General features: G+C 70.3%; 22 protein-coding genes. 15 read left to right on the top strand and 7 right to left on the bottom strand.

The features are described from left to right. Positions 1 to 34: 34 nt before the first annotated feature. Positions 35 to 523: a winged helix-turn-helix transcriptional regulator gene (locus tag J2853_RS06500; RefSeq protein ID WP_307555980.1), complete on the bottom strand. Its 489-nt coding sequence runs from the start codon at positions 521 to 523 to the stop codon at positions 35 to 37. A gap of 146 nt (positions 524 to 669) precedes the next feature. On the opposite strand from J2853_RS06500, the gene J2853_RS06495 reads away from it, so the two are divergent. After that, on the top strand, positions 670 to 1,380 hold the full coding sequence (locus J2853_RS06495) for an SDR family oxidoreductase (RefSeq protein WP_307555978.1): 711 nt from the start codon (positions 670 to 672) through the stop codon (positions 1,378 to 1,380). Between the two features lie 179 nt (positions 1,381 to 1,559). Here J2853_RS06495 and J2853_RS06490 read toward each other — a convergent pair whose 3' ends face one another. After that, positions 1,560 to 2,009 carry an Lrp/AsnC family transcriptional regulator gene (locus J2853_RS06490; RefSeq protein ID WP_307555976.1) on the bottom strand — a complete coding sequence of 150 codons (450 nt, stop codon included), beginning with the start codon at positions 2,007 to 2,009 and terminating at the stop codon, positions 1,560 to 1,562. Positions 2,010 to 2,097: 88 nt separating this feature from the next. Between J2853_RS06490 and J2853_RS06485 the strand changes: the two genes are divergently transcribed. Both J2853_RS06485 and J2853_RS06480 read left to right on the top strand, forming a co-directional pair. Next, entirely contained in the window at positions 2,098 to 2,997 is a 900-nt protein-coding gene (locus tag J2853_RS06485) for an SMP-30/gluconolactonase/LRE family protein (RefSeq protein ID WP_307555974.1), read from the top strand. A 185-nt stretch (positions 2,998 to 3,182) separates the two neighbouring features. Further along, the gene (locus J2853_RS06480) at positions 3,183 to 5,477 is read left to right on the top strand and encodes a polysaccharide lyase 8 family protein (RefSeq protein WP_307555972.1); all 2,295 of its coding nucleotides are present in this window, start codon (positions 3,183 to 3,185) and stop codon (positions 5,475 to 5,477) included. On the opposite strand, the gene J2853_RS06475 is transcribed toward J2853_RS06480, so the two are convergent. Next, complete coding sequence (locus J2853_RS06475; RefSeq protein WP_307555970.1) at positions 5,426 to 6,043, bottom strand: TetR/AcrR family transcriptional regulator; 618 nt, start codon at positions 6,041 to 6,043, stop codon at positions 5,426 to 5,428. The genes J2853_RS06480 and J2853_RS06475 overlap by 52 nt on opposite strands. Positions 6,044 to 6,223: 180 nt before the next feature. Between J2853_RS06475 and J2853_RS06470 the strand changes: the two genes are divergently transcribed. The 3 genes from J2853_RS06470 (at position 6,224) to murJ (ending at position 10,254) form a co-directional block, all read left to right on the top strand. Next, positions 6,224 to 6,682, top strand: a complete 459-nt coding sequence (locus J2853_RS06470; RefSeq protein WP_370879200.1) for a nuclear transport factor 2 family protein — start codon at positions 6,224 to 6,226, stop codon at positions 6,680 to 6,682. A 497-nt stretch (positions 6,683 to 7,179) separates the two neighbouring features. Continuing rightward, positions 7,180 to 8,607, top strand: coding sequence for a sensor histidine kinase (locus J2853_RS06465; protein WP_307555968.1), 1,428 nt, complete (start codon positions 7,180 to 7,182; stop codon positions 8,605 to 8,607). Positions 8,608 to 8,679: 72 nt separating this feature from the next. Beyond that, positions 8,680 to 10,254 (top strand): murein biosynthesis integral membrane protein MurJ, encoded by a 1,575-nt coding sequence (gene murJ / locus J2853_RS06460; protein WP_307555966.1) that lies wholly within the window; start codon positions 8,680 to 8,682, stop codon positions 10,252 to 10,254. 93 nt (positions 10,255 to 10,347) lie between these two features. On the opposite strand, the gene J2853_RS06455 is transcribed toward murJ, so the two are convergent. Further along, positions 10,348 to 11,658, bottom strand: coding sequence for an MFS transporter (locus J2853_RS06455; protein ID WP_307555964.1), 1,311 nt, complete (start codon positions 11,656 to 11,658; stop codon positions 10,348 to 10,350). Between the two features lie 191 nt (positions 11,659 to 11,849). Between J2853_RS06455 and J2853_RS06450 the strand changes: the two genes are divergently transcribed. From J2853_RS06450 to J2853_RS06425, 6 genes are all read left to right on the top strand, one after another. Next, positions 11,850 to 12,566 carry an ABC transporter ATP-binding protein gene (locus J2853_RS06450; RefSeq protein ID WP_307555962.1) on the top strand — a complete coding sequence of 239 codons (717 nt, stop codon included), beginning with the start codon at positions 11,850 to 11,852 and terminating at the stop codon, positions 12,564 to 12,566. Beyond that, positions 12,563 to 13,285 carry an ABC transporter permease gene (locus tag J2853_RS06445; RefSeq protein ID WP_307555960.1) on the top strand — a complete coding sequence of 241 codons (723 nt, stop codon included), beginning with the start codon at positions 12,563 to 12,565 and terminating at the stop codon, positions 13,283 to 13,285. The genes J2853_RS06450 and J2853_RS06445 overlap by 4 nt, the downstream gene beginning before the upstream one ends. Beyond that, a complete protein-coding gene (locus J2853_RS06440) occupies positions 13,279 to 14,529 on the top strand; it encodes a sensor histidine kinase (protein WP_307555958.1) in 1,251 nt (416 codons plus the stop codon). The genes J2853_RS06445 and J2853_RS06440 overlap by 7 nt, the downstream gene beginning before the upstream one ends. Before the next feature lie 15 nt (positions 14,530 to 14,544). Further along, the gene (locus J2853_RS06435) at positions 14,545 to 15,171 is read left to right on the top strand and encodes a response regulator (protein WP_307555956.1); all 627 of its coding nucleotides are present in this window, start codon (positions 14,545 to 14,547) and stop codon (positions 15,169 to 15,171) included. Between the two features lie 95 nt (positions 15,172 to 15,266). Further along, positions 15,267 to 16,139, top strand: coding sequence for a hypothetical protein (locus J2853_RS06430; RefSeq protein ID WP_307555955.1), 873 nt, complete (start codon positions 15,267 to 15,269; stop codon positions 16,137 to 16,139). 520 nt (positions 16,140 to 16,659) lie between these two features. After that, positions 16,660 to 18,591 carry a fibronectin type III domain-containing protein gene (locus J2853_RS06425; RefSeq protein WP_307555953.1) on the top strand — a complete coding sequence of 644 codons (1,932 nt, stop codon included), beginning with the start codon at positions 16,660 to 16,662 and terminating at the stop codon, positions 18,589 to 18,591. A 113-nt stretch (positions 18,592 to 18,704) separates the two neighbouring features. On the opposite strand, the gene J2853_RS06420 is transcribed toward J2853_RS06425, so the two are convergent. Then, positions 18,705 to 19,598: a Vgb family protein gene (locus tag J2853_RS06420; protein ID WP_307555951.1), complete on the bottom strand. Its 894-nt coding sequence runs from the start codon at positions 19,596 to 19,598 to the stop codon at positions 18,705 to 18,707. Continuing rightward, entirely contained in the window at positions 19,599 to 21,233 is a 1,635-nt protein-coding gene (abc-f, locus tag J2853_RS06415; protein ID WP_417848534.1) for a ribosomal protection-like ABC-F family protein, read from the bottom strand. A 128-nt stretch (positions 21,234 to 21,361) separates the two neighbouring features. Between abc-f and J2853_RS06410 the strand changes: the two genes are divergently transcribed. Continuing rightward, a complete protein-coding gene (locus J2853_RS06410; RefSeq protein ID WP_307555945.1) occupies positions 21,362 to 21,967 on the top strand; it encodes a TetR/AcrR family transcriptional regulator in 606 nt (201 codons plus the stop codon). A 213-nt stretch (positions 21,968 to 22,180) separates the two neighbouring features. Here J2853_RS06410 and J2853_RS06405 read toward each other — a convergent pair whose 3' ends face one another. Beyond that, positions 22,181 to 22,813: a helix-turn-helix domain-containing protein gene (locus tag J2853_RS06405; RefSeq protein WP_307555943.1), complete on the bottom strand. Its 633-nt coding sequence runs from the start codon at positions 22,811 to 22,813 to the stop codon at positions 22,181 to 22,183. Between the two features lie 19 nt (positions 22,814 to 22,832). Between J2853_RS06405 and J2853_RS06400 the strand changes: the two genes are divergently transcribed. Together J2853_RS06400 and J2853_RS06395 are read left to right on the top strand one after the other, a co-directional pair. After that, positions 22,833 to 23,540, top strand: a complete 708-nt coding sequence (locus tag J2853_RS06400) for an AzlC family ABC transporter permease (protein WP_307555941.1) — start codon at positions 22,833 to 22,835, stop codon at positions 23,538 to 23,540. After that, a complete protein-coding gene (locus J2853_RS06395; RefSeq protein ID WP_307555939.1) occupies positions 23,540 to 23,848 on the top strand; it encodes an AzlD domain-containing protein in 309 nt (102 codons plus the stop codon). Before J2853_RS06400 ends, J2853_RS06395 begins: the two co-directional genes overlap by 1 nt. Positions 23,849 to 23,866: the final 18 nt, after the last annotated feature.

Below are 23,866 nucleotides of genomic sequence, written 5' to 3'. Positions count from 1 at the left end.
CGGAAGAGGGCGGATCCGCCCGGGGAAAACCCGGTCACCCGTCTCCTGACGGTGACCGGGCGGGGATGACGCCGTCGGCGTAGACGAGGTCGACGTCCTCCCGGGGCACGATCGTGCCGGTGTCATCAACGAACGCGACACGTATCGAACGCCCTGAGGACCGGCTGCGACGCAGCACGGGGGGACCGTCCTCGTGGGGCCGGTTGACGTCACCCCACTGCTGCAGCGAGGCGAGCACCGTCACCAACTCCTCGCCCGCCGGGGTCAGGTGGTAGCTGTGGCGAACCCGCGCCCCGAGTTCCCGGTAGGGGCGGCGCTCCATGACTCCCGCTTCGACCAGCGTGTTCAGCCGGTTGGTGAGGAGGTCGGAGGCGATGCCAAGGGAGTCACGGAAGTCTGCGAACCGGGTGTGGCCGGCGACGGCATCCCGGATGATCAGCAGCGTCCACCGTTCGCCGAGCACCTGCAGACTCCGGGCGATGGAGCATCGCGGCTCGGGAGAACGGTCCATCTTCGCAGGCATGGCCCCAGCCTACCCTAAATTGGATTTTCCAATTCAAGCTGCTAGATTTGAAATACCAACTTAGCGGCGATGGGTTTGCCGTACGACGCCCTGGAGCGTGAACCTCCTGGTGGCGCCCATCCCGCAATCTACCCATAAGGAAAATCATGCAGATCAACGGCGCTGTGGCCTTCGTCAGCGGTGGCAATCGCGGGCTCGGCAGGCAATTCGTCCAGACGTTGCTTGATCGCGGCGCGTCAAAGGTCTACGCGGCCGCACGCAACCCCGACACGATCACCACGCCGGGGGTGGTGCGCGTCGCGCTCGACGTCACCGACCCCGCATCCGTACGCGCGGCGGCCGATCTGGCGCAGGACGTCACCCTTTTGATCAACAACGCCGGAAGCTCCACCCGCGCCGGTCTTCCCGACGGGGACATCGACGACTTCCGGCTTGAGATGGAGACCCACTACTTCGGCACGCTCGCCATGAGCCGGGCCTTCGCTCCCTCCCTGGCCCGCAACGGCGGCGGAGCCGTCCTCAACGTCCTGTCGGTGCTGTCCTGGATCACCTTCCCCGGCGATGCGGCCTACTCCGCGGCCAAGTCTGCGGCCTGGTCCCTCACCAATGCCCTGCGCGTACAACTCTCCGAGCAGAAGACCCTGGTCACCGGCCTGCACGTCGGATACATGGACACCGACATGGCCGCGCACGTCGACGGGCCCAAGTCCGACCCCGCGAAGGTCGCCCACACCACCCTCGACGGCGTCGAAGCCGGGCGGTACGAGGTCCTCGCCGACGAGATCAGCTCGAACGTCAGGGCCGCGCTCTCCGGCGACCTCAGCGCGCTCTACCCGCAGTTGACCGCGACCCCCTGAGCCGTAACCGCTCCTTTGCCCCGGGAAGCACACGTCCTCAGGCATCCCGCCGGCGCGGCGCACCGCCCAGGTCGACCGCCGAGGTGAGGGAGGCCACCGCGACGGCGCCATCCGCCCCGGCCAAGGCCAGGCTGCGATGCCCGCGAGGTTGGTCTCCGCCGGCGTCCACCGGACGCTCGTCAGTCCCCGCCGGCGTCCACCGGACGCTCGAAGAAGGTCTCCAGGACCACGATCGTCTGGGTGCCGGTCACGCCGTCAACCCCGAACAAGCGGCGCAGCACGCCTTGCAGCTGCTCGGTGGTGCCCGTCCTGATCTTCACCAGGATAGAGGCCGACCCGGCGACGACGTGCGCCTCCTGGATCTCCGCGACAGCCTCCAGGGCCTGCCGGGTGGGGGCGTCGCCCATCCACTCATCGGAGCTGAGCAGCACAAAAGCCAGGACCCCGCGTCCGACCGCCGCGGGATCGACGTCGATGGTGGTACGTCGGATGACGCCGCTCTCGCGCAGTTTACGCACCCTCTCATGGGCCGATCCTGCCGACAGCCCGACCGCCTGCCCCAGCGCCGCGTACGCCTGCGTGGCGTCGCGCTGCAACTCCTTCAGCAATGCCCGATCGACGGCGTCCACCGATTTTCACCTTCCAAAAGCCGGATTTATCCATATAAGGTTCCACCGTACGGCATATGGCCGAATTTGGTTCACCTGAAGGGTTGAGATGATCGACACCGTCAAGACGCAGTTCGAGGTGCTGGACGACCGCTTCCGCCGCTGCAACGGCGACGAGCGGATGGAGCGCCTTCACACGGGCTGCCGCTGGACCGAGGGCCCCGTCTACTTCCCCGCCGGCCGCTACCTCCTCTTCAGCGACATCCCCAACGAACGCGTCCTGCGCTGGGACGAGACCACCGGCGCGGTCGGGGTCTTCCGGCAGCCGTCCGGATACGCCAACGGCCACACCCTCGACCGTCAGGGCCGCCTGATCAGTTGCGAGCAGGGCAACCGCCGCGTCACCCGCACCGAGCACGACGGCTCCATCACCGTCCTGGCCGACCGCGTCGACGGCAGGCGGTTCAACAGCCCCAACGACGTGGTCGAGCGTTCCGACGGCTCCGTCTGGTTCACCGACCCCGACTACGGCATCAGCAGCGACTACGAGGGCAACCGGGGCGACAGCGAGATCGGCGGCTGTCATGTGTACCGGATCGACCCCGCCACCGGCCGGGCGCGCGTCGTCGCCGACGACTTCATCCGCCCCAACGGCCTGGCCTTCTCCGCCGACGAGCGCCACCTCTACGTCGTCGACACCCCCGGTAAGCACATCCGCCGCTTCGAGGTGCGCGATGACGGCACCCTGTCCGGCGGGGAGGTCTTCGGCACCTGTGACGCCGGGGCCTTCGACGGCGTCCGCGTGGACGACGCCGGGCGGCTGTGGGTCGCCGCCCACGACGGCCTGCACTGCTTCGACCCCGACGGCACCCTGATCGGCAAACTGCGCGTCCCCGAGGTCGTCTCCAACCTCACCTTCGGAGGCGCCAAACGCAACCATCTGTTCATCACCGCCTCCACCTCCCTGTACGCGCTGCGCGTCAACTTCGCCGGCGTCCGCTACCCCTGAGCGCCGCCGCCCCCTCCCCCGGGGTGGTGCCACGGGCACCGTTCGGGCCGGGAGCCCCGGACGACCGGCCGGATCGTCCGGGCCCCGTCGAAACAATGATCGTTTCTGACCCGCAGGTCACGGCAATATGGTGAAGGGATGTCTGGTGATGTCCTGCGAGTATCTCTGAAATCGGGGTTCATCCGGTGGCGTCATGGTCGTTCCGTCTTAGCGGGCATTCCAGGCGACTGTTTCTCCAGCTCAGCGGGGTCGCCGTGGCCGGCGTGCTGATTCCGGAGCGGGCCGCGCCCGTGGGGGACGACTCCTTCGCCCTGCTGCGCCGCCGCTGGCGGGACGTGGTGGCGGGATCGGGTTTCGCCGCGACGGCCGAGCCGTACCGGACCCGGCTGGCGGAGCTGGGGGCGGCGGCGGCCGGACACCGGGACGCCATGGCGCCGACCGACGCGTCGCTCTGGCCCGACCTGGCGTTCCCCTCATACGCCGCCACCCCGGCGCGGCTGCAGACCATGGCCCGCGCGTACGCCCTGCCGGGGACCGGCCTGACCGGCGACACGAACCTGGCCGCGGCCGTCGCAAGGGGCATCGACCACTACCGGCGGCGGGTGTACGCCGCGGGCGCGGACCCGGTCGGCAACTGGTGGCACTGGCAGATCGGGGTCCCCAAGCAGCTCCTCAACGCGGCCGTGCTGATCGGCCCGCATCTGACGGACCCGCAGAACGAGGCGCTGCGAGAGGCAGTGGACCATTTCGTCCCTGAATGTCTCCTGGACGACTACAGCGGCACCAGCACCGGGGCCAACCGGGTGGACCTGTGCGTGGTGACGCTGCTGCACGCTCTCCTCGGATCCGACCGGAAGAAGGCGGCACTGGCCGTCTCGGCGCTCTCCCCGGTCTTCCCCTACGTCCACGAGGGCGATGGAATCTACCGGGACGGCTCGTTCGTCCAGCACACGTCCGTCCCCTATCAGGGGACGTACGGAGCGTTGCTGCTGTCCGGCCTCGCGACGCTGTTCGCGGTGCTGCGCGGCTCGCCGTGGGAGGTCGTCGACCCGAACCGGCAGATCGTCTACGACATGGTCGAGAAGTCGTTCGCGCCGTTCGTCCACGACGGTTTCTGCATGGACCTCGTCAGCGGCCGCGCCCTCGGCAGGCAACCGTACGGTGACCACGAGCGGGGACACGCGATCGCCGCCGCGATCCTGCTGCTGGGGGAGACGGCCTCCGCCGCCGAGCGGTCCCGCTGGCAGGCCATGGTCAAGGGGTGGGCGCTGCGGGACACCTGCAAGCCCATGCTCGCGGCGGCCGAGAGCGACGACCTGGGGTTCCACGCCCGCCTCGCCGCGATCCTGGGCGACGACGCGATCCCCGCGGCCGGCGAACCCGACGGGCACCGGCTGCCGGCGATGAGCGCCCGCGCCGTCCACCGCAGGCCGGGCTGGTGCGCGGGACTCAGCATGGCCTCGGACCGGATCGGCCACTACGAGCACGGCAACGGCGAGAACCTGCGCGGCTGGCACACCGGTTCGGGAATGCTCTACTGGTGGGGCGAGGGCCACGGCGACCAGTATTCCGACTCCTTCTGGCCCACCGTCGACCCCTACCGCCTGCCGGGCACGACCGTCTCCACCCGGCGACTGCCCGACGGCGCCGGCCGGGGATGGGGCGACACCCGCCCGCCGGGCCGCTGGGTGGGGGGCGCCACCGACGGCATGTACGCGACGGTCGGCCAGCACCTGAACGGCTTCGAGAGCACGGTGGAGGCCTTCAAGTCGTGGTTCTTCCTCGACGACGCGGTGGTCTGCCTGGGGGCCGCGATCACCGGCGAGGACGGCGTGCCGGTCGAGACCGTCGTGGACAACCGCAGGACCGACGCGCTCCTCACCCTGGACGTCGAGGAGGGCTGGGCCCACCTGGAGGGACACGGCGGCTACGTCCTGCCCTGTGCCGGCGGCCTGCGCACGCTGCGCGAGGAGCGCACCGGCGGCTCGGGCCCGGTGACCCGGAGCTATGTGACCCTCTGGCTCGACCACGGCGTCGACCCCGTCTCCGCCGGATACGTCTACCTGCTCCTGCCGGGTGCGAGCCCGGCGGAGACCCGGGCCCGCGCCGCCGACCCCGACTGGGCTCGCGTGCTCGCCAACACCGCCCGCCGGCAGGGGGTCCGGGTCCCGTCACTCGGGATCACCGCGGTCAACTTCTGGAACGACGGAGCCGCCGGCGGCCTGACCGCCTCCGCCCCGTGCGCGGTCCTCGTCAGGGAGCGTGGCGACGGTACGGCCACGCTGACCGTGTCGGATCCCCGGCGCGACCTGGACGAGCTGACCGTGACCTGGGACCGGCCGGTGATCGAGGTGCTTCGCGGGCACCCGCTCCTGATGAGCGCCACGACCGGCACGAGGCTCACGCTCGCCTTCGGACGGCTGGCGGATCAGGGCGGCGGTTCGACGACGGTCACCGTACGGCTCGACTGGATCGCCTGAAGCGGCACCGGGCGTTTCGTGGCGGCGATGAGCAGCGCGGCGGCGGACCTCGCCTGCGCGGCCGGCTCCGTGTCGCCGAAGATCCCGGCGGTGACCATGGCGCCCTCGGCCAGAAGCAGCAGGTGATCGGCCAGGGAGGCGGGAAGGCCGGCGTCCGCCACCAGGTCGTGCAGATACCGCTTGAACCGCCTCTTGTGCTCGCGGGCCAGGTCGGCGACAACGGCCGAGGTGGCCCCCAGCTCGCCGTAGGAGTTGATCCACGCGCAGCCCCGGAAAGCGGGCTCGCCGAACCACACCCCCAGCCAGTCGAACACCGCCAGAATCCGGCCTTCGGGATCGTCGCAGCTCTCGACATGATCGGCCAGGCGTTGCCGCCATCGGACGTCACGGCGCTCCAGGTAGGCCTCGACGAGCCGTTCTTTGGTGGGAAAGACCTGGTAGAGCCGCTTGAGCGACACCCCTGAGGTGTCACGGACGTCGTCCATGCCCACGGCGTGGATACCGCGGCCGTAGAACAGTTGCTCGGCCGCGTCGAGCAACTGGGTCTGCGCGGTTTCGCGATCCATGCCAACTGTCTTCTCGACGGGAGCTTCTTGACGAGAGAACTACCGTTCTCTAGCGTAGCAGGATCGGTGGAGAACATTCGTTCTCTAAAGGGGCGGGCAAAGGATCCAGAGCTCCGGCACCGGCGTCGTCACCACGACACCCCGACCCCCCGCGATCACCCCCACAGGAAGGACATACCCGTGAGCGCTCGTCCCCCGCTGCCGCCCTTCACCCGGGAGACGGCGCTGCAGAAGGTGCAGGCCGCCGAGAACGCGTGGAACACCCGTGATCCGCAGAAGGTCTCGCTCGCCTACACGGAAGACTCCGTATGGCGCAACCGGGACGTCTTCGTCACCGGGCGCGCGGCCATCGTGGAACTGCTGACCGAGAAATGGGAGCGCGAGCTGGACTACGCGCTGCGCAAGGAACTCTGGGCCTTCGGCGACAACCACATCGCCGTGCGATTCCAGTACGAAAGCCGCGATGCCAACGGTCAGTGGTGGCGCAGCTACGGAAACGAACTGTGGGAGTTCAACGAGGAAGGGCTCATGGCCCGCCGGGAAGCCAGCATCAATGACGTCACCATCGACGAAAACGAACGACGCATCTTCGGGCCCCGCCCCGACCACGAACTCGGGGTCACGCATCCGATTCGCTGACCCCGTCCCGGGCGGCCGGGGACGGAGTCCGCGGATCGTCGCCGCGCGCCCCTGCCCGCGCCGCGGAAAGACCGGATTCCCCGCGACGAATACGGGGATCAGCGGGAAGCCCCGCGCCGCATGAGGCCGCGACGCTCTTCGCCACGCCCCTCATCCCCTGCGAGCTACACTTCATATCTCCGGCGAACCACACCTGACTTCCGCCGGTTTCGACGCGATCACCGGCCGGTAGCCCGCCGGACGATGGTCGACGCCTGTCCTGTCAAGAACCCGTCCCGACCGTATTCACGAGACACCTTCGACAACCGACTCCCCCCGACAATCGGCGGGATGACGATCCCACTGTGAAAACCGCCGAGGAGGTCAAGCCTCGCCGGGGCCCACATGCCGGCAGTCATCACGCATGAGGCGAATGCCGATGACCGCGGCGATCCCGGCCCCGCTCACACCGCATATCGCGATCAAGACGGGAAACGATCCCACGGGGAGGAGGACGCGTGGTCAAGACGTCCCCCCCACGTGTCCGGCTGCGCCCGCGATCGATCCGCGGGCGGATCACCGTTCTGGTCGCCTTCCTCGCGGCGCTTCTTCTCATACCCACGGCGGTGATCGGGAGCCTGGAAGTACGCAAGACGCTCAGCGACGCCGTATGGCTGGACAGCCAGAAGGCGGCCACCCTCACCGCGGCGGCCGTTCGCGTGGGAAAGCTGACCGATCCCATCGCGCCCAGTATCCCCGGCATCGATCTGATCCAGGTCGTGGCGCCCGGCCACCGCGTCATCGCGTCGTCCGCCTCCATCCGGGGACTGCCGGCGATGACCTCGGAGTGGCCGACCCCGCAGGATCCGGACCAGGACGTGCAGACCTGCGCACAGCCGGTCGTCGGATGCGTGCGCCTCACCGCCATACGAGTCCGCACCTCGGAGGATTCGCCGGTGGTCTACGCCGGCAGGCCCGCCCCGACGACGATCTCGACAGGGGGGTCCGACACACTCTTCGCGGCCCAGGCCGCCGCGCTGATCCTGCTCGCCATCTGGGCGGCATGGAAGATCACCGGCCGGATATTACGCCCGGTGGAGGCCATCCGGGCCGAACTGGCCGCGATCAACGTCAACGACCTGAGCAGCCGGGTACCGGAGCCGCCTGGCGATGACGAGATCGTCCGGCTTTCCCGGACCGTCAACCGCACGCTGGGACGGATAGAGCAGGCCAAGCGGCAGACCGAACAGGCCCTCGACCGGCAGCGGCGGTTCGCCGCCGACGCCTCGCATGAGCTGCGAACCCCCATCGCGGGGCTGCGCGTGCAGTTGGAAGAGGCTCAGCTCCACCCCGAGGAGGCCGATCTCCAGGAGGTGCTCGACCACGCGCTGAACGATGTCGACCGGCTACAGATGATCGTCACCGACCTCCTTCTCCTGGCACGGGTGGGAGCGACGGGAGACAAGGCGCTGGAGAACCTCGATCTGAAGCAGTTGGTCCAGGTGGAGGTCTCCCGGCGGACGGGCCGGTTCGCGGTCCAGTTGGGGCTCACCTCCGGAGTGAACGTCGAGGCCATTCCCACCCAGATCGGCCGTGTCCTCAACAACCTTCTGGACAACGCCGAACGGCATGCCAAGCACCTGATCCGGGTCGAGGTGCGCCGCAACGGCACCTACGCCGAGCTCGTCGTCACCGACGACGGAGAGGGAATCGCCGAAGCCGACCGGGAACGCGTCTTCCAGCGGTTCACCCGGCTGGACACCTCCCGCAGCCGCGGCGAGGGGGGCACCGGACTCGGCCTGGCCATCGCCCGCGATATCGTCGAGGCGCACGAGGGAAGCATCCGCATCGAAGACGGCGCGGAGGGCGGCGCGCGCTTCGTGGTGCACCTCCCCCTGGCCGAACCCGTTCGGCCGGCCGGCCCGCGCGACCCCGGCCCGGCGTGACCGGCGGATACGTCACATCCGGACAAGTCCCAGACGCGGGAGGCACGCGGCATGGCGGAGCGGCCACGGTTCATGCGAACAGGCCAGGCGATGGCGACGGCGACCCTGGTGTCCCGGGTGACCGGGTTCGTTCGCGTGCTGACGCTCGTGGCCGCGCTGGGCCTGGGAACGCGACTGCTGGACGCCTACACGGTGGCGAACGTCACCCCGAACTCCATCTATGAGCTGGTGATGGGCGGGGCGCTGGCAAGCGTGATCGTTCCGCTGCTGATCCGCACGGCCGCCGACGAGAACACCGACGACGAGCTGTTCGCCCAGAGGCTGCTGTCCTTGATCGTCTACGCTCTCGCGGTCGTGGTGATCGTGACGATCATCGCCGCTCCCCTCCTCATGGACCTCTACGCGTCGGGGTTCACCCCCGAGCAGCGCCGTACCGCGATCGTCTTCACCCGGTTCTTTCTGCCGCAGATCCTGTTCTACGGGGTGAGCGCGGCCCTGGCGGCGATCCTGAACGCCCGCGACCGGTTCGTCTCCCCGATGTGGGCGCCGGTGGCCAACAATCTCGTCGTCATCACCACCGCGCTGGTCTTCGTGGTGATCGGTGGAACGGGCCGGCTGGAAACGTTGACGCAGGCGCAGACGCTGCTGTTGTCGATCGGCACCAGCGCCGGGGTGGCCGTGCAGATGCTCGTCCTCATCGTGGCCGGCCGGCGGGCCGGATTCCGGGTCCGGCTGCGTGCCGACCCGCGCGGGATCGGCATCCGCCGGATCGGCGTGATGGCCGGATGGACGGTGCTGTCGGTGATCGCGGCTCAGGCGGTGTTCGTGGTGATCACCGATCTCGCCTCGCAGGCGGGTCCCGGTGCGGTCAGCGTCTATTCCAACGCCTACACGCTGTTCCAGCTGCCCTATGCCGTGATCGCGGTGACGATCATCACCGGTGTGCTGCCCATGATGAGCCGGTCGGCGGCCGGGCGCGACTTCCCCCGGGTCACCGCGGACCTGTCCCGAAGTCTGCGGCTGTCGAGCACCGTCCTGGTGCCCGTCGCCGCCGGGCTGGTGGTTCTCGGCCCGCAACTGGCCACGGTGCTGTTCGCCCACGGAAACGCCTCCCCTGAGGCGGCCCGTCTGACCGGATCGGTTCTGGCCGCCTACGGACTGGCGTTGGTGCCCTTCGCCGGATACCAGATCATGCTGCGGGTCTTCTACGCCTTCGGCGACACCCGTACTCCGGCGCTGATCAGCACCGGAGTCTCCGCCGTCACCATCGCCACCTGCCTGGTGGCCGCGCGGCTGACGCCCGGTCCGGACCTGGTCATCGCGATCGCGGGATGTACGGCCCTCGCCTACGCCACCGGCCTCGTCGTCACCGCCGCGGTGCTGCGCCGCAGGATCGGCCTTCTCGACGGGCACCGCCTTCTCGACGCCCACGCCCGGATGCTGGTCGCCGCGACCGTCGCCGGGCTCACCGCCGCCGTGACCGTCCGGTCCCTGCAGTCAGCCGTCGGGACGGCCTGGACCGGCTCGGCGGTCACGGTCCTCCTGGCCGCCGCCGCCGGAGCCGGGCTCTACGCGCTCGGTGCGCGAGGGCTGCGCATCGCGGAGTTCGGGGAGCTGACCGCGATGATCCGGACCGGTCGCGCCTGAGCGCGTAGAGCCCGGCGGGCGGCCGTTTTCACCGGGAGATTCCGCCGGCCGGAGCCTGGGCGTTCCCGGGGCCGTCCGTCGTCTCCCGTCCGCTCAGCCCGCGGGTCGCCCGGCGGCGACGGGGCGCCTGCCGTACAGGAGGCCGAGGGGCAGGAGGGCTCCGGCGGCGGCCAGCGCGGCCGCGACGAGCAGCATGGTGCGCACCCCCGCGCCGTACGGCAGAGCCAGCACGGCCACGCCGATCGCGGTGCCGATCTGTTTGAGGGCGTTGACGATGCCGGTGGCCATGCCGAGCCGATCCTCCGGAGCGGTCAGCGCGACCTGATTGCTGATCACGTTCCCCGCGCCGAGACCCGCGCCGCTCAGCGCCAGACCGGCCATCAGGGGAATCCACGGATCCGCCGCGGGGAAGGTCATCACGAGCAGGGCCACCGCGATGAGACCGGGCCCGACCGCGATGAGCACGCCCATGGGCAGGCGATGCACGAGCCGTGAGATCAGTACCGCGGCCACGACGGAGGTCGCGCTGAACGCCAGGAAACGGACTCCGGCCTCCACCGGCCCGGCGCCGAGCGGGCCCTGGACGTAGAGGGTGAGATAGGTGAAGGCCCCGAGCATGCTCGCCAGCATCAGGAAGGTGGTGGCGGCTCCCACCGCGAAGGTGCGGTCGCGCAGCAGCCCGAAGTCCAGCATCGGCCGGGTCGATCTGAGCTCGACCGCCACGAACACCGCGAGCAGCGCCAGGCCGAAGACCACCAGCCAGGGGATCTCGTGGATGAGGCCCGGAATGATCGCGAACAGGGCGGCGGTGACGGCCAGGGAGCCGAGCGGGTCGAGGTGTCCGCGCCCGACGGACTCGGAAATCCGGCCGCGGAGGGCGGCCAGGATCAGCAGGCCGATCGGCACGTTGATCAGGAAGATGGCCCGCCAGCCGTACAGTCCGGCCAGCAGTCCGCCGATCACGGGACTGGCGGTCATGGCCAGGCCGGAGACCGCGCTGAAGACGCCCAGGGCCTTCGCCCGCCCGGGGCCGTCGGGGTAGGCGGCGGCGATCAGCGGGGTGCTCGTGCCGTACAGGGCCGCCGCGCCCAGCCCCTGCACGCCCCTGGCCACGTCGAGCAGGATCGCGTTCGGTGCGAGCGCGCACGCCAGCGAGGCGAGGGTGAACAGGGTGACGCCGATCGCGAGCATCCGGCGTCTGCCGTACCGGTCGGCGAGGACCCCCACCGGCAGCAGCATCGCGGCCAGCGTGATCGCGTAGGCGTCCACCACCCACTGCACCTCGGCCAGTCCCGCGCCCAGGTCGGCCTGGATGACGGGCAGCGCGATGGTGACGGCGGTGAGGTCGACGACGACCAGCGTGATGGTCAGAGAGGCCAGCGTGAGTACCCATCCCCGTCGCACGGCGAACTCCTATCCCCTGAAACGCCCGGAATCATTGGTACTACGTCGGCCAAGCGAATGCTAGGTTCAGCCTCACGACGTTCGGAGCGTTCTCCTCGCCACCAGGTCATCGGGGAGCCCCGTATGGAGGCCGGTCCCCATCAACCGTTCGGTGGATTTCGAGAGCGCCGCCCACCGGCGATTCTCGGAACATGGCAGTCATCGAGATCAACGACCTGAGCAAGAGCTACCGGTCCGGCAAGGCCGTGGACGGCGTCTCCCTGAGGGTGGAGCGAGGCGAGATCTTCGGAATCGCCGGCCCCAACGGAGCGGGGAAGACCACCGTCGTGGAGTGCGCGTCGGGGTTGCGGCGGCGAGACGGCGGCACCCTGCGGGTGCTGGGCCTGGACCCGCAGAGCGACCGGCGCGAGTTGCTGCAGCGCATCGGGGTCCAGCTTCAGGAGGCGGCGCTGCCCGACGCGATCAAGGTCGGTGAGGCGTTGCGGATGTACGCCTCCTTCTACGACAAGCCCGCCGACTGGCGGGAACTCATGGACGAGTGGGGGCTGACGGACAAGAGGCGCGCCGGGTTCGCGAGCCTGTCCGGCGGCTGGAAGCAGCGGCTGTTCATCGCCCTCGCACTGGTCGGGGACCCGGAGGTCGTCTTCCTCGACGAGCTGACCACGGGCCTGGACCCCTCCGCCCGCCGCACCACCTGGGGGCTGGTCCGCACCATGCGTGAGCGCGGGGTCACCGTCGTGCTGGTCACCCATTTCATGGACGAGGCCGAGGCCCTGTGCGACCGCATCGCGATCATCGACAGGGGCCGCGTCGTCGCCGAGGGCAGCCCGGACGAGCTGATCAGGCGGGCGAAGTCCGATTCGCTGGACAACGCGTTCTTCGCTCTGACCGGAAGGGAAACGGCGTGAAGGGTGTCGCGAACGTCATCGGGGTCGAGCTGAAACTGATCGTGCGTGATCCGATGTCGGGGTTCTTCGCCCTGGCCTTCCCCGCGATCATGCTGTGGGTCAAGACCCGTACCGGGAAAACCCTCCCCGGCGGGCTGCCGGTCATCGACGCCACGGTGCCGATGCTGAGCGTCTTCGTCATCGGCCTGGCCGGGCTGGTCGTCCTTCCGGCCACGCTGGCCCAGTACAGGGAACGCCGGATCCTCAAACGGCTGCGTGCCACTCCCGCCTCACCCACCATGCTGTTCGGCGCCCAGTGGACCGCCCACATGCTGCTGGCCGCGCTCGGAACGGCGTTGCTGATCGTCATCGGCCTGGCCGCCCTCGATCTGTCGGCGCCCGCCAGCGCGGCGGGCGTTCTCCTCGCGTGGACGCTCGGCGCGCTGAGCCTCGGCGCCATCGGCCTCCTCATCGGCGCGCTCGTCCCCAGCGGGCGCACCGCGACCGTGATCGGGCTGAGCGTGTTCTTTCCGATGGTCTTCCTCTCCGGTGCCATGATCCCCCGCGAGACCATGTCCGGCTCGATGCGTGCCATCGGCGACCTGACCCCCATGGCCCCCGTGGTCGAGGCGATGCGCGGCGCGTGGAAGGGCGATGCGATCTCCCCGGTTACCCTGGGAATCATGGTGGCGATATTCATCATCGCCGGCGGCGTGGCCGTCAAGGCGTTCCGGTGGTGACCACCGACCTCGGCGCCTCCCGCTGGGATCGCGCCGGGCCCGCCCTGCCGTACCTGTTCGTCCTGCTTCCGACGGTCTTCGTCCTGCTACGGGACTGGAGGCCGGAGGTGCTGGCCCTGGCGCTGCTCGCCGGAGCCTGGCACTGGTTCATGGTCACGTCGCACCCTGCCTGGACCGAGCGGCCGACGGCGATGATCGTCTACTTCGTCGTGATGCTCGCCGTCACCGGGGCGCTGGTCGCCGTCGACCCGCTGTTCACGGTGACAGGGGTGGCGGCGTTCATCCAGGCCTTCACCCTGCTGCCCGGGTGGTGGGCGTACGCGGGCGTGGCGGCGACGGCCGGCGTGCTGGTCACCGTCCCCTCCCGCCCCGGGCGGACCCCGGACGAGATGCTCTACTCCTTCCTCGTCGCGGTGCTGATCGCCTCCACCGCCGGCCTGCTGACCCGGACCATCTCCGACCAGAACGACCAACGCCGGGTGATGATCGTCCAGTTGCGGAAGACCGGCGCCAGGCTGGCCGCGCTCGCGGAGGAGAACGCGGCCCTGCAGGCCCGGCTCCTGACGAGCGCGCGCGAGGCCGGCGTGCTCGGAGAACGGCAACGGATGGCCAGGGAGATCCACGACACCGTCGCGCAGAGCCTGACCGCCATCCTCACCCAGCTCGAAGCCGCCGACGACGCGATCGACGACGCGCCCGCCGCCCGCTCGCGGCTGAACACGGTGCGCGCCCTGGCCAGGGAGAGCCTGAACGAAACCCGGCGGTCGGTTCAGGCGTTGCGTCCGGCGCCGCTGGACGAGGCCCAGCTCTCCGCCGCCCTCCACGACATCGCGGAGAAGTGGTCACAGACCACCGGCGTGCCCGCCGGCGTGTCGGTCACCGGCGACCCTCTGCCGCTGCACACCGAGGTGGAGATCACCCTGTTGAGGGTGGCGCAGGAGGCGCTGGCCAACGTCGGCAGGCACGCCTCGGCCACCCGCGTCGGCCTCACCCTGTCGTACATGGAGGATGTCGTGATACTGGATGTGCGTGACGACGGGTCCGGCTTCACCCCCGGGGTGACGAACTCCCCGGACGAGGGCGGCTTCGGTCTCATCGCGATGCGTCAGCGGGTCACCCGGCTGGCCGGCGAGTTCGTGATCGAGACGGCCCCCGGCCAGGGAACGGGGATCTCCGCCACCGTTCCCGCCATTCCCGCCGACTCGGCTCCGGATTCGTCCGACCGCCGCAGAAACGCGTCGTGAGACATGCCGATTCGTATGATCATCGTGGACGACCATCCCGTCGTCCGCGACGGGTTACGCGGGATCTTCACCGGCGACGAGGACTTCGAGGTCGTCGGTGAGGCGGCCGACGGGCCGGAGGCGCTCGCCGTGGCCCGGCTGACCGACCCCGATGTCGTGCTCATGGACCTGCGCATGCCGAAGATGAGCGGCGCGGAGGTCATCCGCCGGCTGCGCGAGCAGGCGCCCGGCATTCACGTGCTGGTCCTGACCACCTTCTACGACGACGCCGACGTCCTGCCCGCGATCGAGCAGGGCGCCACCGGCTATCTACTCAAGGACACCCCGCGCGCCGAGCTGCGCCGTGCCGTACGGGCCGCGGCCCGCGGTGAGACGGTGCTGTCCCCCTCGGTCGCCGGCGTGCTGACGCACAGGGCCCGCACGCCGGAACGGCGGACGCTGAGCCGCAGGGAGCTCGAGGTGCTCGGGCTCATCGCCCGCGGCGCGACCAATCGTGAGGTCGCGGCGAAGCTGTTCGTCACCGAGGCGACGGTGAAGACGCATCTGCTGCATCTCTTCGCCAAGCTCGGGGTGAACGACCGGGCGGCCGCGGTCGCGGCGGCGTACGAGACCGGCCTGCTCACGCCGGGCGCCGACGGCTGATCGGGCACCCGGCCGGACCTCGCCGCGGCCGTGGGTAGGGTTGGGCGACCGGCCGGGCGCTCCCCCGACGAGCCCAGCCGAGGTCGGGAGGGCCGGTGAGCGAGTGGGTGATCGCCGAACGGGCTCATGTGCCCAAAGGCGCCGGCCGCGGCGAGGACCTGCTGGTGACGGTCGAAGACGACCTGGGCCTCCGCTGCGTGGGCGTCATCGACGGAGCCACCGACAAGTCCGGACGCACCTACGGCGGCCTGAGCGGAGGCGCTCTGGCGGCCGAGCGCGTCGCGGCGAGCCTGCGGAGCCTGCCGGCGGACACCGGCCCCGCGGCGGCGGTCGCCGCCGTCACCGCCGGTCTGGCGCGGCTGCGCCGCGAGTGGGGTGTCTCCGAGGACGACCCGCTCGCCCCGTCCGCGGTCGCCGCGGTCCTGCTGCCCCGCCGTCGGCTGGTCTGGCGGGTCGGGGACGTGCATCTGGCCATCGGCCGCGCCGGCGGCTGGGAGCATCATCGGGGCGACAAGGCGATCGACCGGGTGCTGGCCGGGGCCCGGGCCGCGTACCTGCACTGTCTGCTGGCCGAAGGGCGTTCCGTGGCCGAGCTGGCACGGGAGGATCCGGGGCGCGAGCTCGTGCTGCCCGTGCTGCGGCGCCAGAGCGTTCTGGCCAACCGGGAGGAGGCCGGCCCGCTGGGGTTCGGGGTGCTGGACGGGCGCCGGGTCCCGGACCGGTTCGTCGAGGTCTTCCCCCTTGACCACGAGGTGCTCGAGGTCGCCCTGGCCTCCGACGGATACCTGTCGGCGGCCGAGCGCCTCCGGCATGCCGAGGACGAGCTCGCGGCGTCCCTTCGCGCGGACCCGATGCGCATCGGCGCGCATCCCTCGACCAAGGGACTGACCCCGGGGACGGTCAGTTTCGACGACCGCACCTACGTCCGCGTACGGCGCTCGGCGGACGACACCGTGGCCGCCGGCTGACGTGAACGACGGCGTGACGACCGGCCGCCGCCGGGTGGGTGCGGGACATACGTGAGCCTCTCCGCGGTCCGCTCTCCATTCCTCTCGACCCCGCGAACTGCGGAAAGAGATCCGATGAATGGGTGCCGCCGTCCCGATGGCGAATGGCCCCCGCCTTCATGGACCGATCCATTTCCAGGCCGTGAACTGCACGTTCTTTCTCAAAATCAATCGGATATTTCCGGAACGTCTTGTATGTGTTGCGTTTACATATCGGATCCTGTCAGGATGACGGCAAGCGGTCCGATGTTACGCCAGTCATGACACATATCGCTTCGCGCCTTTGGTGGCGTTCTGTCGACATGAGGTCTGATCCGGAAGGAACGGGCCCGGGACTCTTCCCGTCGACGCGACGGTCGCTCGTCGTCCAGCAGTGCCGTCTCCGATCGTGATCGGCGACGGCCGCCGATCGAGCGTGCCGGCTCCGCCGGCTCCACCTCCAAGGCGCGCCCGAACAGTCGCTCTATCCGAAGGAGTTCACGTGGCCGTCTCGCGCCGGAGGTTCATGGCCTCCGTGATGTCCGGGTCCGCTCTCGCCGCGGTGTCGTCGTCGCAGCTACTGACCGCGTTGAACAGCGCCGCCCGCGCCGACAGCCCCGTCGGGGACGTGGTCGGGAAGATCACCGTCGGCTACCAGGGCTGGTTCGCCTGCAAGGGCGACAACGCCCCGATCAACGGCTGGTGGCACTGGAGCGGCAACATGGCCCAAAGCCCCTCCCCCTCCAACAACACCATCGTCGCCTGGCCCGACACGCGCGAGTACACCAACACCTACCCCACCGCCTACGCCGACCTCAACGACGGCCGGCCCGCCACCCTGTTCTCCTCCTACGACCAGCAGACCGTCGACACCCATTTCCGCTGGATGCGCGAGAACAACATCGACACCGCCGCCCTGCAACGCTTCAACCCCATGGGCGGCGAAGGCCCCACCCGCGACGCCATGGCCGCCAAGGTCCGCACCGCCGCCGAGGCCAACGGCCGCAAGTACTACATCATGTACGACGTCACCGACTGGACCAACATGCAGCCGGAGATCAAAACCGACTGGCTCAACAAGATGAAGGCCCACACCGCCTCACCGGCCTACGCCATGCAGAACGGCAAGCCCGTCGTCGGCATCTGGGGCTTCGGCTTCAACGACCCCAAACGCCCCTGGGCCCCGGCCCCCTGCCTGGAGGTCGTCAACTGGTTCAAGGACCAGGGCTGCTACGTCATGGGCGGCGTGCCCACCCACTGGCGCCGCGGCGTGGAGGATTCACGCCCCGGCTTCCTGGAGGTCTACCACGCCTTCCACATGATCTCCCCCTGGATGGTCGGCCGCATCGGCACCATCGCCGACGTCGACCACTTCTACACCAACGTCAACCTGCCCGACCAGGCCGACTGCGACGCCCACGGCATCGACTACCAGCCGTGTGTGCTGCCCGGCGACGTCACCACCCGCCAGCGCCGCCACGGCGACTTCATGTGGCGCCAGTTCTACAACATGGTCCGCGTCGGCGCGCAGGGCATCTACATCTCCATGTTCGACGAGTACAACGAGGGCAACCAGATCGCCAAGACCGCCGAAACCCTCGCCGACGTCCCGGCCGACTCCGGCATGCTCGCCCTCGACGAGGACGGCACCGCCTGCTCGGCCGACTACTACCTGCGCCTGACCGGCGACGGCGGCAGGATGCTCAAGGGCCAGATCGCCCTCACCGCCACCCGCCCCACCCCGCCCGTGGTCTCCAGCGGGGGTGACAGGCAGGCGCCGACGGTGCCGGGCAACCTCGCCGTGACGGCGAAGACGGCCACCACCGTGACGCTGTCGTGGTCGGCCTCCACCGACAACGTGGGAGTGGCCGGCTACCAGGTGCTCCGCGGCGGCACGGTCGTGGCCACCGCCCCGAACACGCCGTACACGGTGACCGGCCTGACCCCGGCGACGGCGTACGGCTTCACCGTCGTCGCGCGCGACGCGGCCGGCAACACCTCCGGCGCGTCGAACGCCGTGAGCGTGACCACGTCGGCGTCGTCGACCGCGGTGATCACCTTGCGCTCCAGGGCCAACAGCCGTTACGTCACCGCCGCCACCGGCTCGCCGCTGATCGCGAACGGGACGTCCGCCGGGACCGCGCAGCAGTTCGAGCGCGTCGACCTGGGCAACGGCAACGTGGGGCTGCGGGCGAGGGTCAACAACCAGTTCGTGTGCGCCGAGGGCGCCGGGGCGCAACCGCTGATCGCCAACCGCCCCTCGGCCGGGGCGTGGGAGACCTTCCAGCTGGTCACCAACCCCAACGGGTCGGTCAGCCTCCGGGCGCAGGTCAACGGCAAGTACGTGTGCGCCGAGGGCGCCGGGGCTCAGCCGCTCGTCGCCAACCGCGACGCGATCGGCCCGTGGGAGCAGTTCGACCTCGTCGCCGGCTGACCACCGGCGTCCGCGCCGGGCGGTCCGGCAGGCCCGCCCGGCGTCTCATCGACCATGGTGACCAGCGGGTTCACCGGCCCCCGACCTCTGGCGGCACGCCTTGACCCGCCTCGTCATCGCGAGGTCTCCGGTGTGATCCGGGCGAGTGCGCCGATCTCAAGTGCCACCCACAGCGCGCCGTCCGGCCCGGCGACGATGCCGTGCGGCTCCGACGACGGGACCGGCAGCTCGTGCTCATCGATCAGACCCGCCGGGGTGATCCGGCCGACACGGTTGGCGCCCCACTCGGTGAACCAGCAGTCACCGTACGCGTCGACGGCGATGGCGTGGGGCCGCGCGCCGCGATCGGGGAGCGGGAACTCCTTGATACTCCCGTCCGGTTGGATCCGCCCGATCTGGCCTGCTCCGATCTCGACGAACCACATCGCGCCGTCCGCCCCGGCGGTGATGCCCACCGGGGCGGAACCGGCGGTCGGCAGCCGGTGGATCGCGATCTCGCCGTTCACGCCGATCCTGCCGACGGCGTCGGCCGCGTTCATCGTGAACCACAACCCGCCGTCGGATCCGGCGGCGATCGCGCTGGGAAACGCTCCCGGGACCGGGAGGGGGAACTCGGTGACCGTGCCGTCGGTCGTGATGCGGCCGATCTGGTTGGCGTTGGTCTCGGTGAACCACAGCGCGCCGTCAGGACCCGCCGTGATCCCGAACGGCCCGGACTCCGGCGTCGGCAGGGAGAAGGAGCCGATGTCGCCGCCCGTGGTGATACGGCCGATCTCGTGGTTCCGGTACTGGGTGAACCACAGCGCGTCGTCGGGACCGGCGGTGATGATCGTCGGCCCGGACGCCGGCTCAAGCTGGTACGAGGTGAGATCTCCGTCGACCGTGATCCGGGCGATCCGACCGTGGTGAACCACCGTGAACCACAGTGCCCCGTCGGGCCCGGCGGTGATGCCGTACGGGCCCGCTTCGGGGCCGGAGACCGGAAATTCCTTGATCGAAACAGTCATTCAGTTCTCCTTCGAAAGCCGGTCGGCGACGAGCCGGCCGTCGCGTATCTCGATCTCGGTTCCGGTGAATCCGCCGCGCAGCGCCCGGTCATGGGAGACGACGACGATCGCGCCCCGGTACGCGTCGAGGGCCTGTTCCAGTTCCTCGACGAGGGTGGGCGAAAGGTGATTGGTCGGCTCGTCCAGCAAAAGCAGGTCGGCCTCGCCCGTCAGCAGCCGGGCCAGGGCGAGGCGCCGGCGCTGGCCGATCGAGAGCGCTCCGACCGGTGTGCCGAGACTGTCGGCCCGCAACAGGCCCAGGGACAACAGCCGTGCGCGGTGCTCTTCGAGGTAGCCCGCCCGGCTCTCGGCGAAGGCCTTGAGGACCGTCTGCTCGGGCCTGGCGAAAACCGACTCCTGCGACAGGTAGCCGATCCGGCCGCGGCGCCGTACGACGCCGCGGCCGGGTTCGAGGTCACCGGCCAGGATCCGCAGGAAGGTGGATTTTCCCGCGCCGTTGGGGCCGCGGACCAGCAAACGCCGGCCCGGCTCGACGGTGAAGGCGTCGACGGTGAGACGGTCGCCGACCCGGACATCGCGCAGCTCGACCAGGGTGCCGTCCGCCGTGCCCTCGTCGAAGAGGCCCGAGAAACGCAAGGGCTCCGGCGGCCTGGGCACGGGGTTGCCCTGGAGGCGCCGCAGGCGCTCGGCCGCCTGGCGGACCCGTCCGGCGATCGAGCTCTGCACCCGGCCGGCGTTGCGGTCGTAGGCCATCTTGTTGCGGTCCTTGATGTCCCGGCCGTGGGCGACGCGATGCGCGGTGGTCGCCGCGAACGCCTCGACCTGCCCGATCTCCTCGCGCCAGTCGGCGTAGGCCTGCTCCCAGCGCTGCCGGGCCGCGGCCCGCTCGGTCAGGAAACCGGCGTAGCCGCCGCCGAACCGGGTGACCGCCCCGCCCTCGACGTCCAGGATCGAGGTGGCGACCCGCGTCAGGAAGAACCTGTCGTGCGAGACCGCGAGGACCGTACCGGTGTGTGCCCGCAGCCGCTCCTCCAGCCAGTCCATGGAGGAGGCGTCGAGGTGGTTGGTGGGCTCGTCGAGCAGCATGATCTCCGGCGAGGCGGCCAGCAGGCAGGCCAGGCCGAGCCTGGCCTGTTCGCCTCCGGACAGGCTGCCGAGCCTACGGTCGCGGTCGATGTGCGCGAGGCCGAGGCCGTGCAGCGCCTTGTCGACGCGGGCGTCGGCCCCGTAGCCGTCGCGCGCCTCGTAGACGCTGAGCAGGTCGCCGTATTCGGCCAGCCGGTCCTCGGTGAGGTCGGCCTCCAGTTCCCGCATCCGGGTCTCCATCGCGCGCAGTTCGGCGAGGGCCGCGTCGACGGCGTGCTGGACGGTGTGGTCGGCGGGCAGGCCGAGGGTCTGTCCGAGGTGGCCGACTCCACCGCCGGCGGCGACGGTGATCTCGCCGTCATCGGCCTTCTCGATGCCGGCGATCAGTCGCAGTAGCGTGGACTTGCCACAGCCGTTCTCTCCGACGATCCCCACGCGCTCGCCGGGCCGTACGGAGAAAGAGACCTGGTCGAGGACCAGGCGGTCACCGTAGGACTTACAGGTTCCCCGCAGGGTCAGTTGAGTAGGCAAAACAGGACTCCGAAACATGGGGCGGACGGGTTGTCGCGATGCTCGGCGAACGGTCCATGGCTGTTCACTCCCTCGATTTAATGCTACAAAGTAGCGTTAGTGCGAGTATGCAGGATGGGATGAGGCTCATGCAACTGGAGGCGGCAGTGACTACTCCCGGGAGTGCCCGGCCCGGCGGGCGCACCGCGCGGACCCGCGAAGCCGTACGCGCGGCCACCCTCGCCGAGCTGGCGGAGAAGGGGTACGACGGTCTGACCGTGGAGGGGATCGCGTTGCGCTCCGGCGTGCACAAGACCACGGTCTACCGGCGCTGGGGCAGCGTGGAGGGGCTTGCCGCCGACGCACTGGACCTGGCCGGCGGCGAGCCCTGGCCGATTCCCGACACCGGCACCGTCGAAGGCGACCTGCGAGAGCTCACCCGCCTGGTGGTGACCGGCTTCGCCGATCCCGACGCCGGCCCGATCGCGACCGCGTTCGTCTCGGCCTCCGTACGCAACCCGGCCACCGCGAGGGCGCTGCACGCTTTCTACGCCGCCCGCCACCGGCAGTCCGCCGTCCTCATCACCCGCGCGATCGAGCGGGGCGAGCTCCCCGAGGGCACCGACGCCGTCGAGGTGGTCAGGGTCGCCGTCGCGCCGCTGTACTACCGGTTGTTCATCACCGGAGAGCCGGCCGACGAGGCGGTCGCCGACCGGGCCGCCGCCTCGGCCCTGGCCGCCGCTCGCGCCGGAGTGTTCCAGTCCTCGACGTGACCGGTCGCGGGCGCTACCGCGCACACCCGTTCACGGGGCGCCGGGCCCGCTCCCGCTCGCCGGCGAACAGGCGAACAGGGAACAGGCGAACAGGCGCCACCGCACACGCCCGCTCACTGGAGGCGCGCACTCCACCCGGCGAGCTCGCGGAAAGGCGCCGGGGCCGGGCACAGCCCCCCTCGGCATCCCGGCCGTGGCACACGAGGTCTTCTTTCAGATGTGCTCCATGACCATCACCGCGACGGTGTCCGGTTCGAGGGCCTTGAAGATGTGCGGCACGTCGCCGGGATAGGCGACGTAGTCGCCCGGGCCGATCTCGACCGCCTCCTGGTTCGGGCCGACCAGCGCCCGGCCGGTGGCGAGCGTCACGTGTTCCGTCGTGCCGGACATGTGCGGTTCCGAGATCCGCGGCTCGCCCGGCTGCACCACGATCCGGTAGATGTCCCGCCGGGCGCCGGGCGGGCAGGAGCTCAGCAGCGTGGCCGCGTAGTCGGCCTTCTCCGCGTAGGTGACCGGCCCCTCACCGGCACGGATCACCCGCACGTTCGGCCGCGGCGGGTCGACCAGCCGGCTGAACGGCACGCCGAGCGCGGCGCCGAGTCCCCACAGGGTTTCCACGCTCGGATTGCCGACGCCCGATTCCAGCTGGGACAGCGTGGACTTGGCGATGCCCGCCCGTTTGGCCAGTTCGGTCAGGGACAGCCCGGCGCGGTCGCGCTCCCTGCGGACCGACGCCGCGATCAGCGCGGCCAGGTCGCGGGAGGACCGGTCGCCCCCGCCTCGTGACTCGTCTTCCATGCGTTCGCTCCAGACGCCGATTCGTTCGATTTGACGAACGATGTCCATTGTGTTCATTCTAATGGACATGCATTCGCTATGGCGAACACTTGATCGCGGCACGCGCCGCGACATCGCCCTGATCTGTCTCGCCAACGCGATCGTCGGTGCTTCCTTCGGCGCGATCGCCGTGTCCGGCGGCATACAACCCTGGGTGCCGATCACCATGTCCCTGCTGGTCTTCGCCGGTAGCGCCCAGTTCGCCGCGGTGGGCGTGGTGCTCTCCGGCGGCAGCCCGGTCGCCGCGGTCGTGGCCGGCCTGGTGCTCAACGCCCGCCTGCTCCCCTTCGGTTTCGCCGTCGCCGACGTGCTCGACGGACGGTGGTGGACCCGGTTGCTGGGCGCGCATCTGACCCTCGACGAGTCCGTGGCCTTCGCCCTGCGCCAGCGCGACCGGCGGCGGCGCCGCGCCGCGTTCTGGATCTGCGGCCTCGCCATGTTCCTGATCTGGAACCTGGCCGTCGTGCTCGGCGCGCTGGCCGGAGGGATCCTCGGCGACACCGACGCCCTCGGACTCGACGCGGCCTTTCCCGTCGTGCTGCTGGCCCTGGTGCTGCCCGCGCTCACCGATCGCGGCACCCGCAACGCGGCCCTGCTCGGCGCGGTCGTCGCGGTCGCGACCGCGCCGTTCCTGCCCGCAGGGCTGCCGGTGCTGCTCGCGCTGGCCGGTCTCCTGCCGATCGGCCGGCCCGCCACCGCCGCGGCGAAGACCGACCCGACCCGGGAGGCGCTCTGATGTCCCTGCTCGCCATCGTCCTGCTGGCCGTCGGAACCTACGCGCTCCGGCTGGCCGGACCGATGTTCCAGCACCGGCTGAGCATTCCGGACCGCCTGCAACGACTGCTGTCCGTCGCCGCGGTCGTCCTGCTGGTCGCCCTGGTGGCCACCGCCTCACTCACCGAGGGGAACGGCTTCGCCGGATGGGCCAGGCCGTCCGGCGTGCTGGTCGGCGGGGTTCTCGCGGTCCGGCGCGCGCCGTTTCCCGTGGTGGTCATCGCGGCCGCCGCGACCACGGCGGTGCTCCGGTTGTGCGGCGTGCCCTGATCCGATCGGAGATCCGCG

Source organism: Streptosporangium lutulentum (assembly GCF_030811455.1).
Lineage (GTDB): Bacteria > Actinomycetota > Actinomycetes > Streptosporangiales > Streptosporangiaceae > Streptosporangium > Streptosporangium lutulentum.
This window is presented reverse-complemented; position numbering and strand designations above follow the sequence as displayed.

Coding starts and splice junctions, on each gene's coding strand:
- J2853_RS06500 (WP_307555980.1), bottom strand. CDS start 523: ATGCCTGCGAAGATGGACCGTTCTCCCGAGCCGCGATGCTCCATCGCC.
- J2853_RS06495 (WP_307555978.1), top strand. CDS start 670: ATGCAGATCAACGGCGCTGTGGCCTTCGTCAGCGGTGGCAATCGCGGG.
- J2853_RS06485 (WP_307555974.1), top strand. CDS start 2,098: ATGATCGACACCGTCAAGACGCAGTTCGAGGTGCTGGACGACCGCTTC.
- J2853_RS06475 (WP_307555970.1), bottom strand. CDS start 6,043: ATGGATCGCGAAACCGCGCAGACCCAGTTGCTCGACGCGGCCGAGCAA.
- murJ (WP_307555966.1), top strand. CDS start 8,680: ATGCGAACAGGCCAGGCGATGGCGACGGCGACCCTGGTGTCCCGGGTG.
- J2853_RS06450 (WP_307555962.1), top strand. CDS start 11,850: ATGGCAGTCATCGAGATCAACGACCTGAGCAAGAGCTACCGGTCCGGC.
- J2853_RS06435 (WP_307555956.1), top strand. CDS start 14,545: ATGATCATCGTGGACGACCATCCCGTCGTCCGCGACGGGTTACGCGGG.
- J2853_RS06420 (WP_307555951.1), bottom strand. CDS start 19,598: ATGACTGTTTCGATCAAGGAATTTCCGGTCTCCGGCCCCGAAGCGGGC.
- abc-f (WP_417848534.1), bottom strand. CDS start 21,233: ATGTTTCGGAGTCCTGTTTTGCCTACTCAACTGACCCTGCGGGGAACC.
- J2853_RS06405 (WP_307555943.1), bottom strand. CDS start 22,813: ATGGACATCGTTCGTCAAATCGAACGAATCGGCGTCTGGAGCGAACGC.
- J2853_RS06400 (WP_307555941.1), top strand. CDS start 22,833: ATGCATTCGCTATGGCGAACACTTGATCGCGGCACGCGCCGCGACATC.
- J2853_RS06395 (WP_307555939.1), top strand. CDS start 23,540: ATGTCCCTGCTCGCCATCGTCCTGCTGGCCGTCGGAACCTACGCGCTC.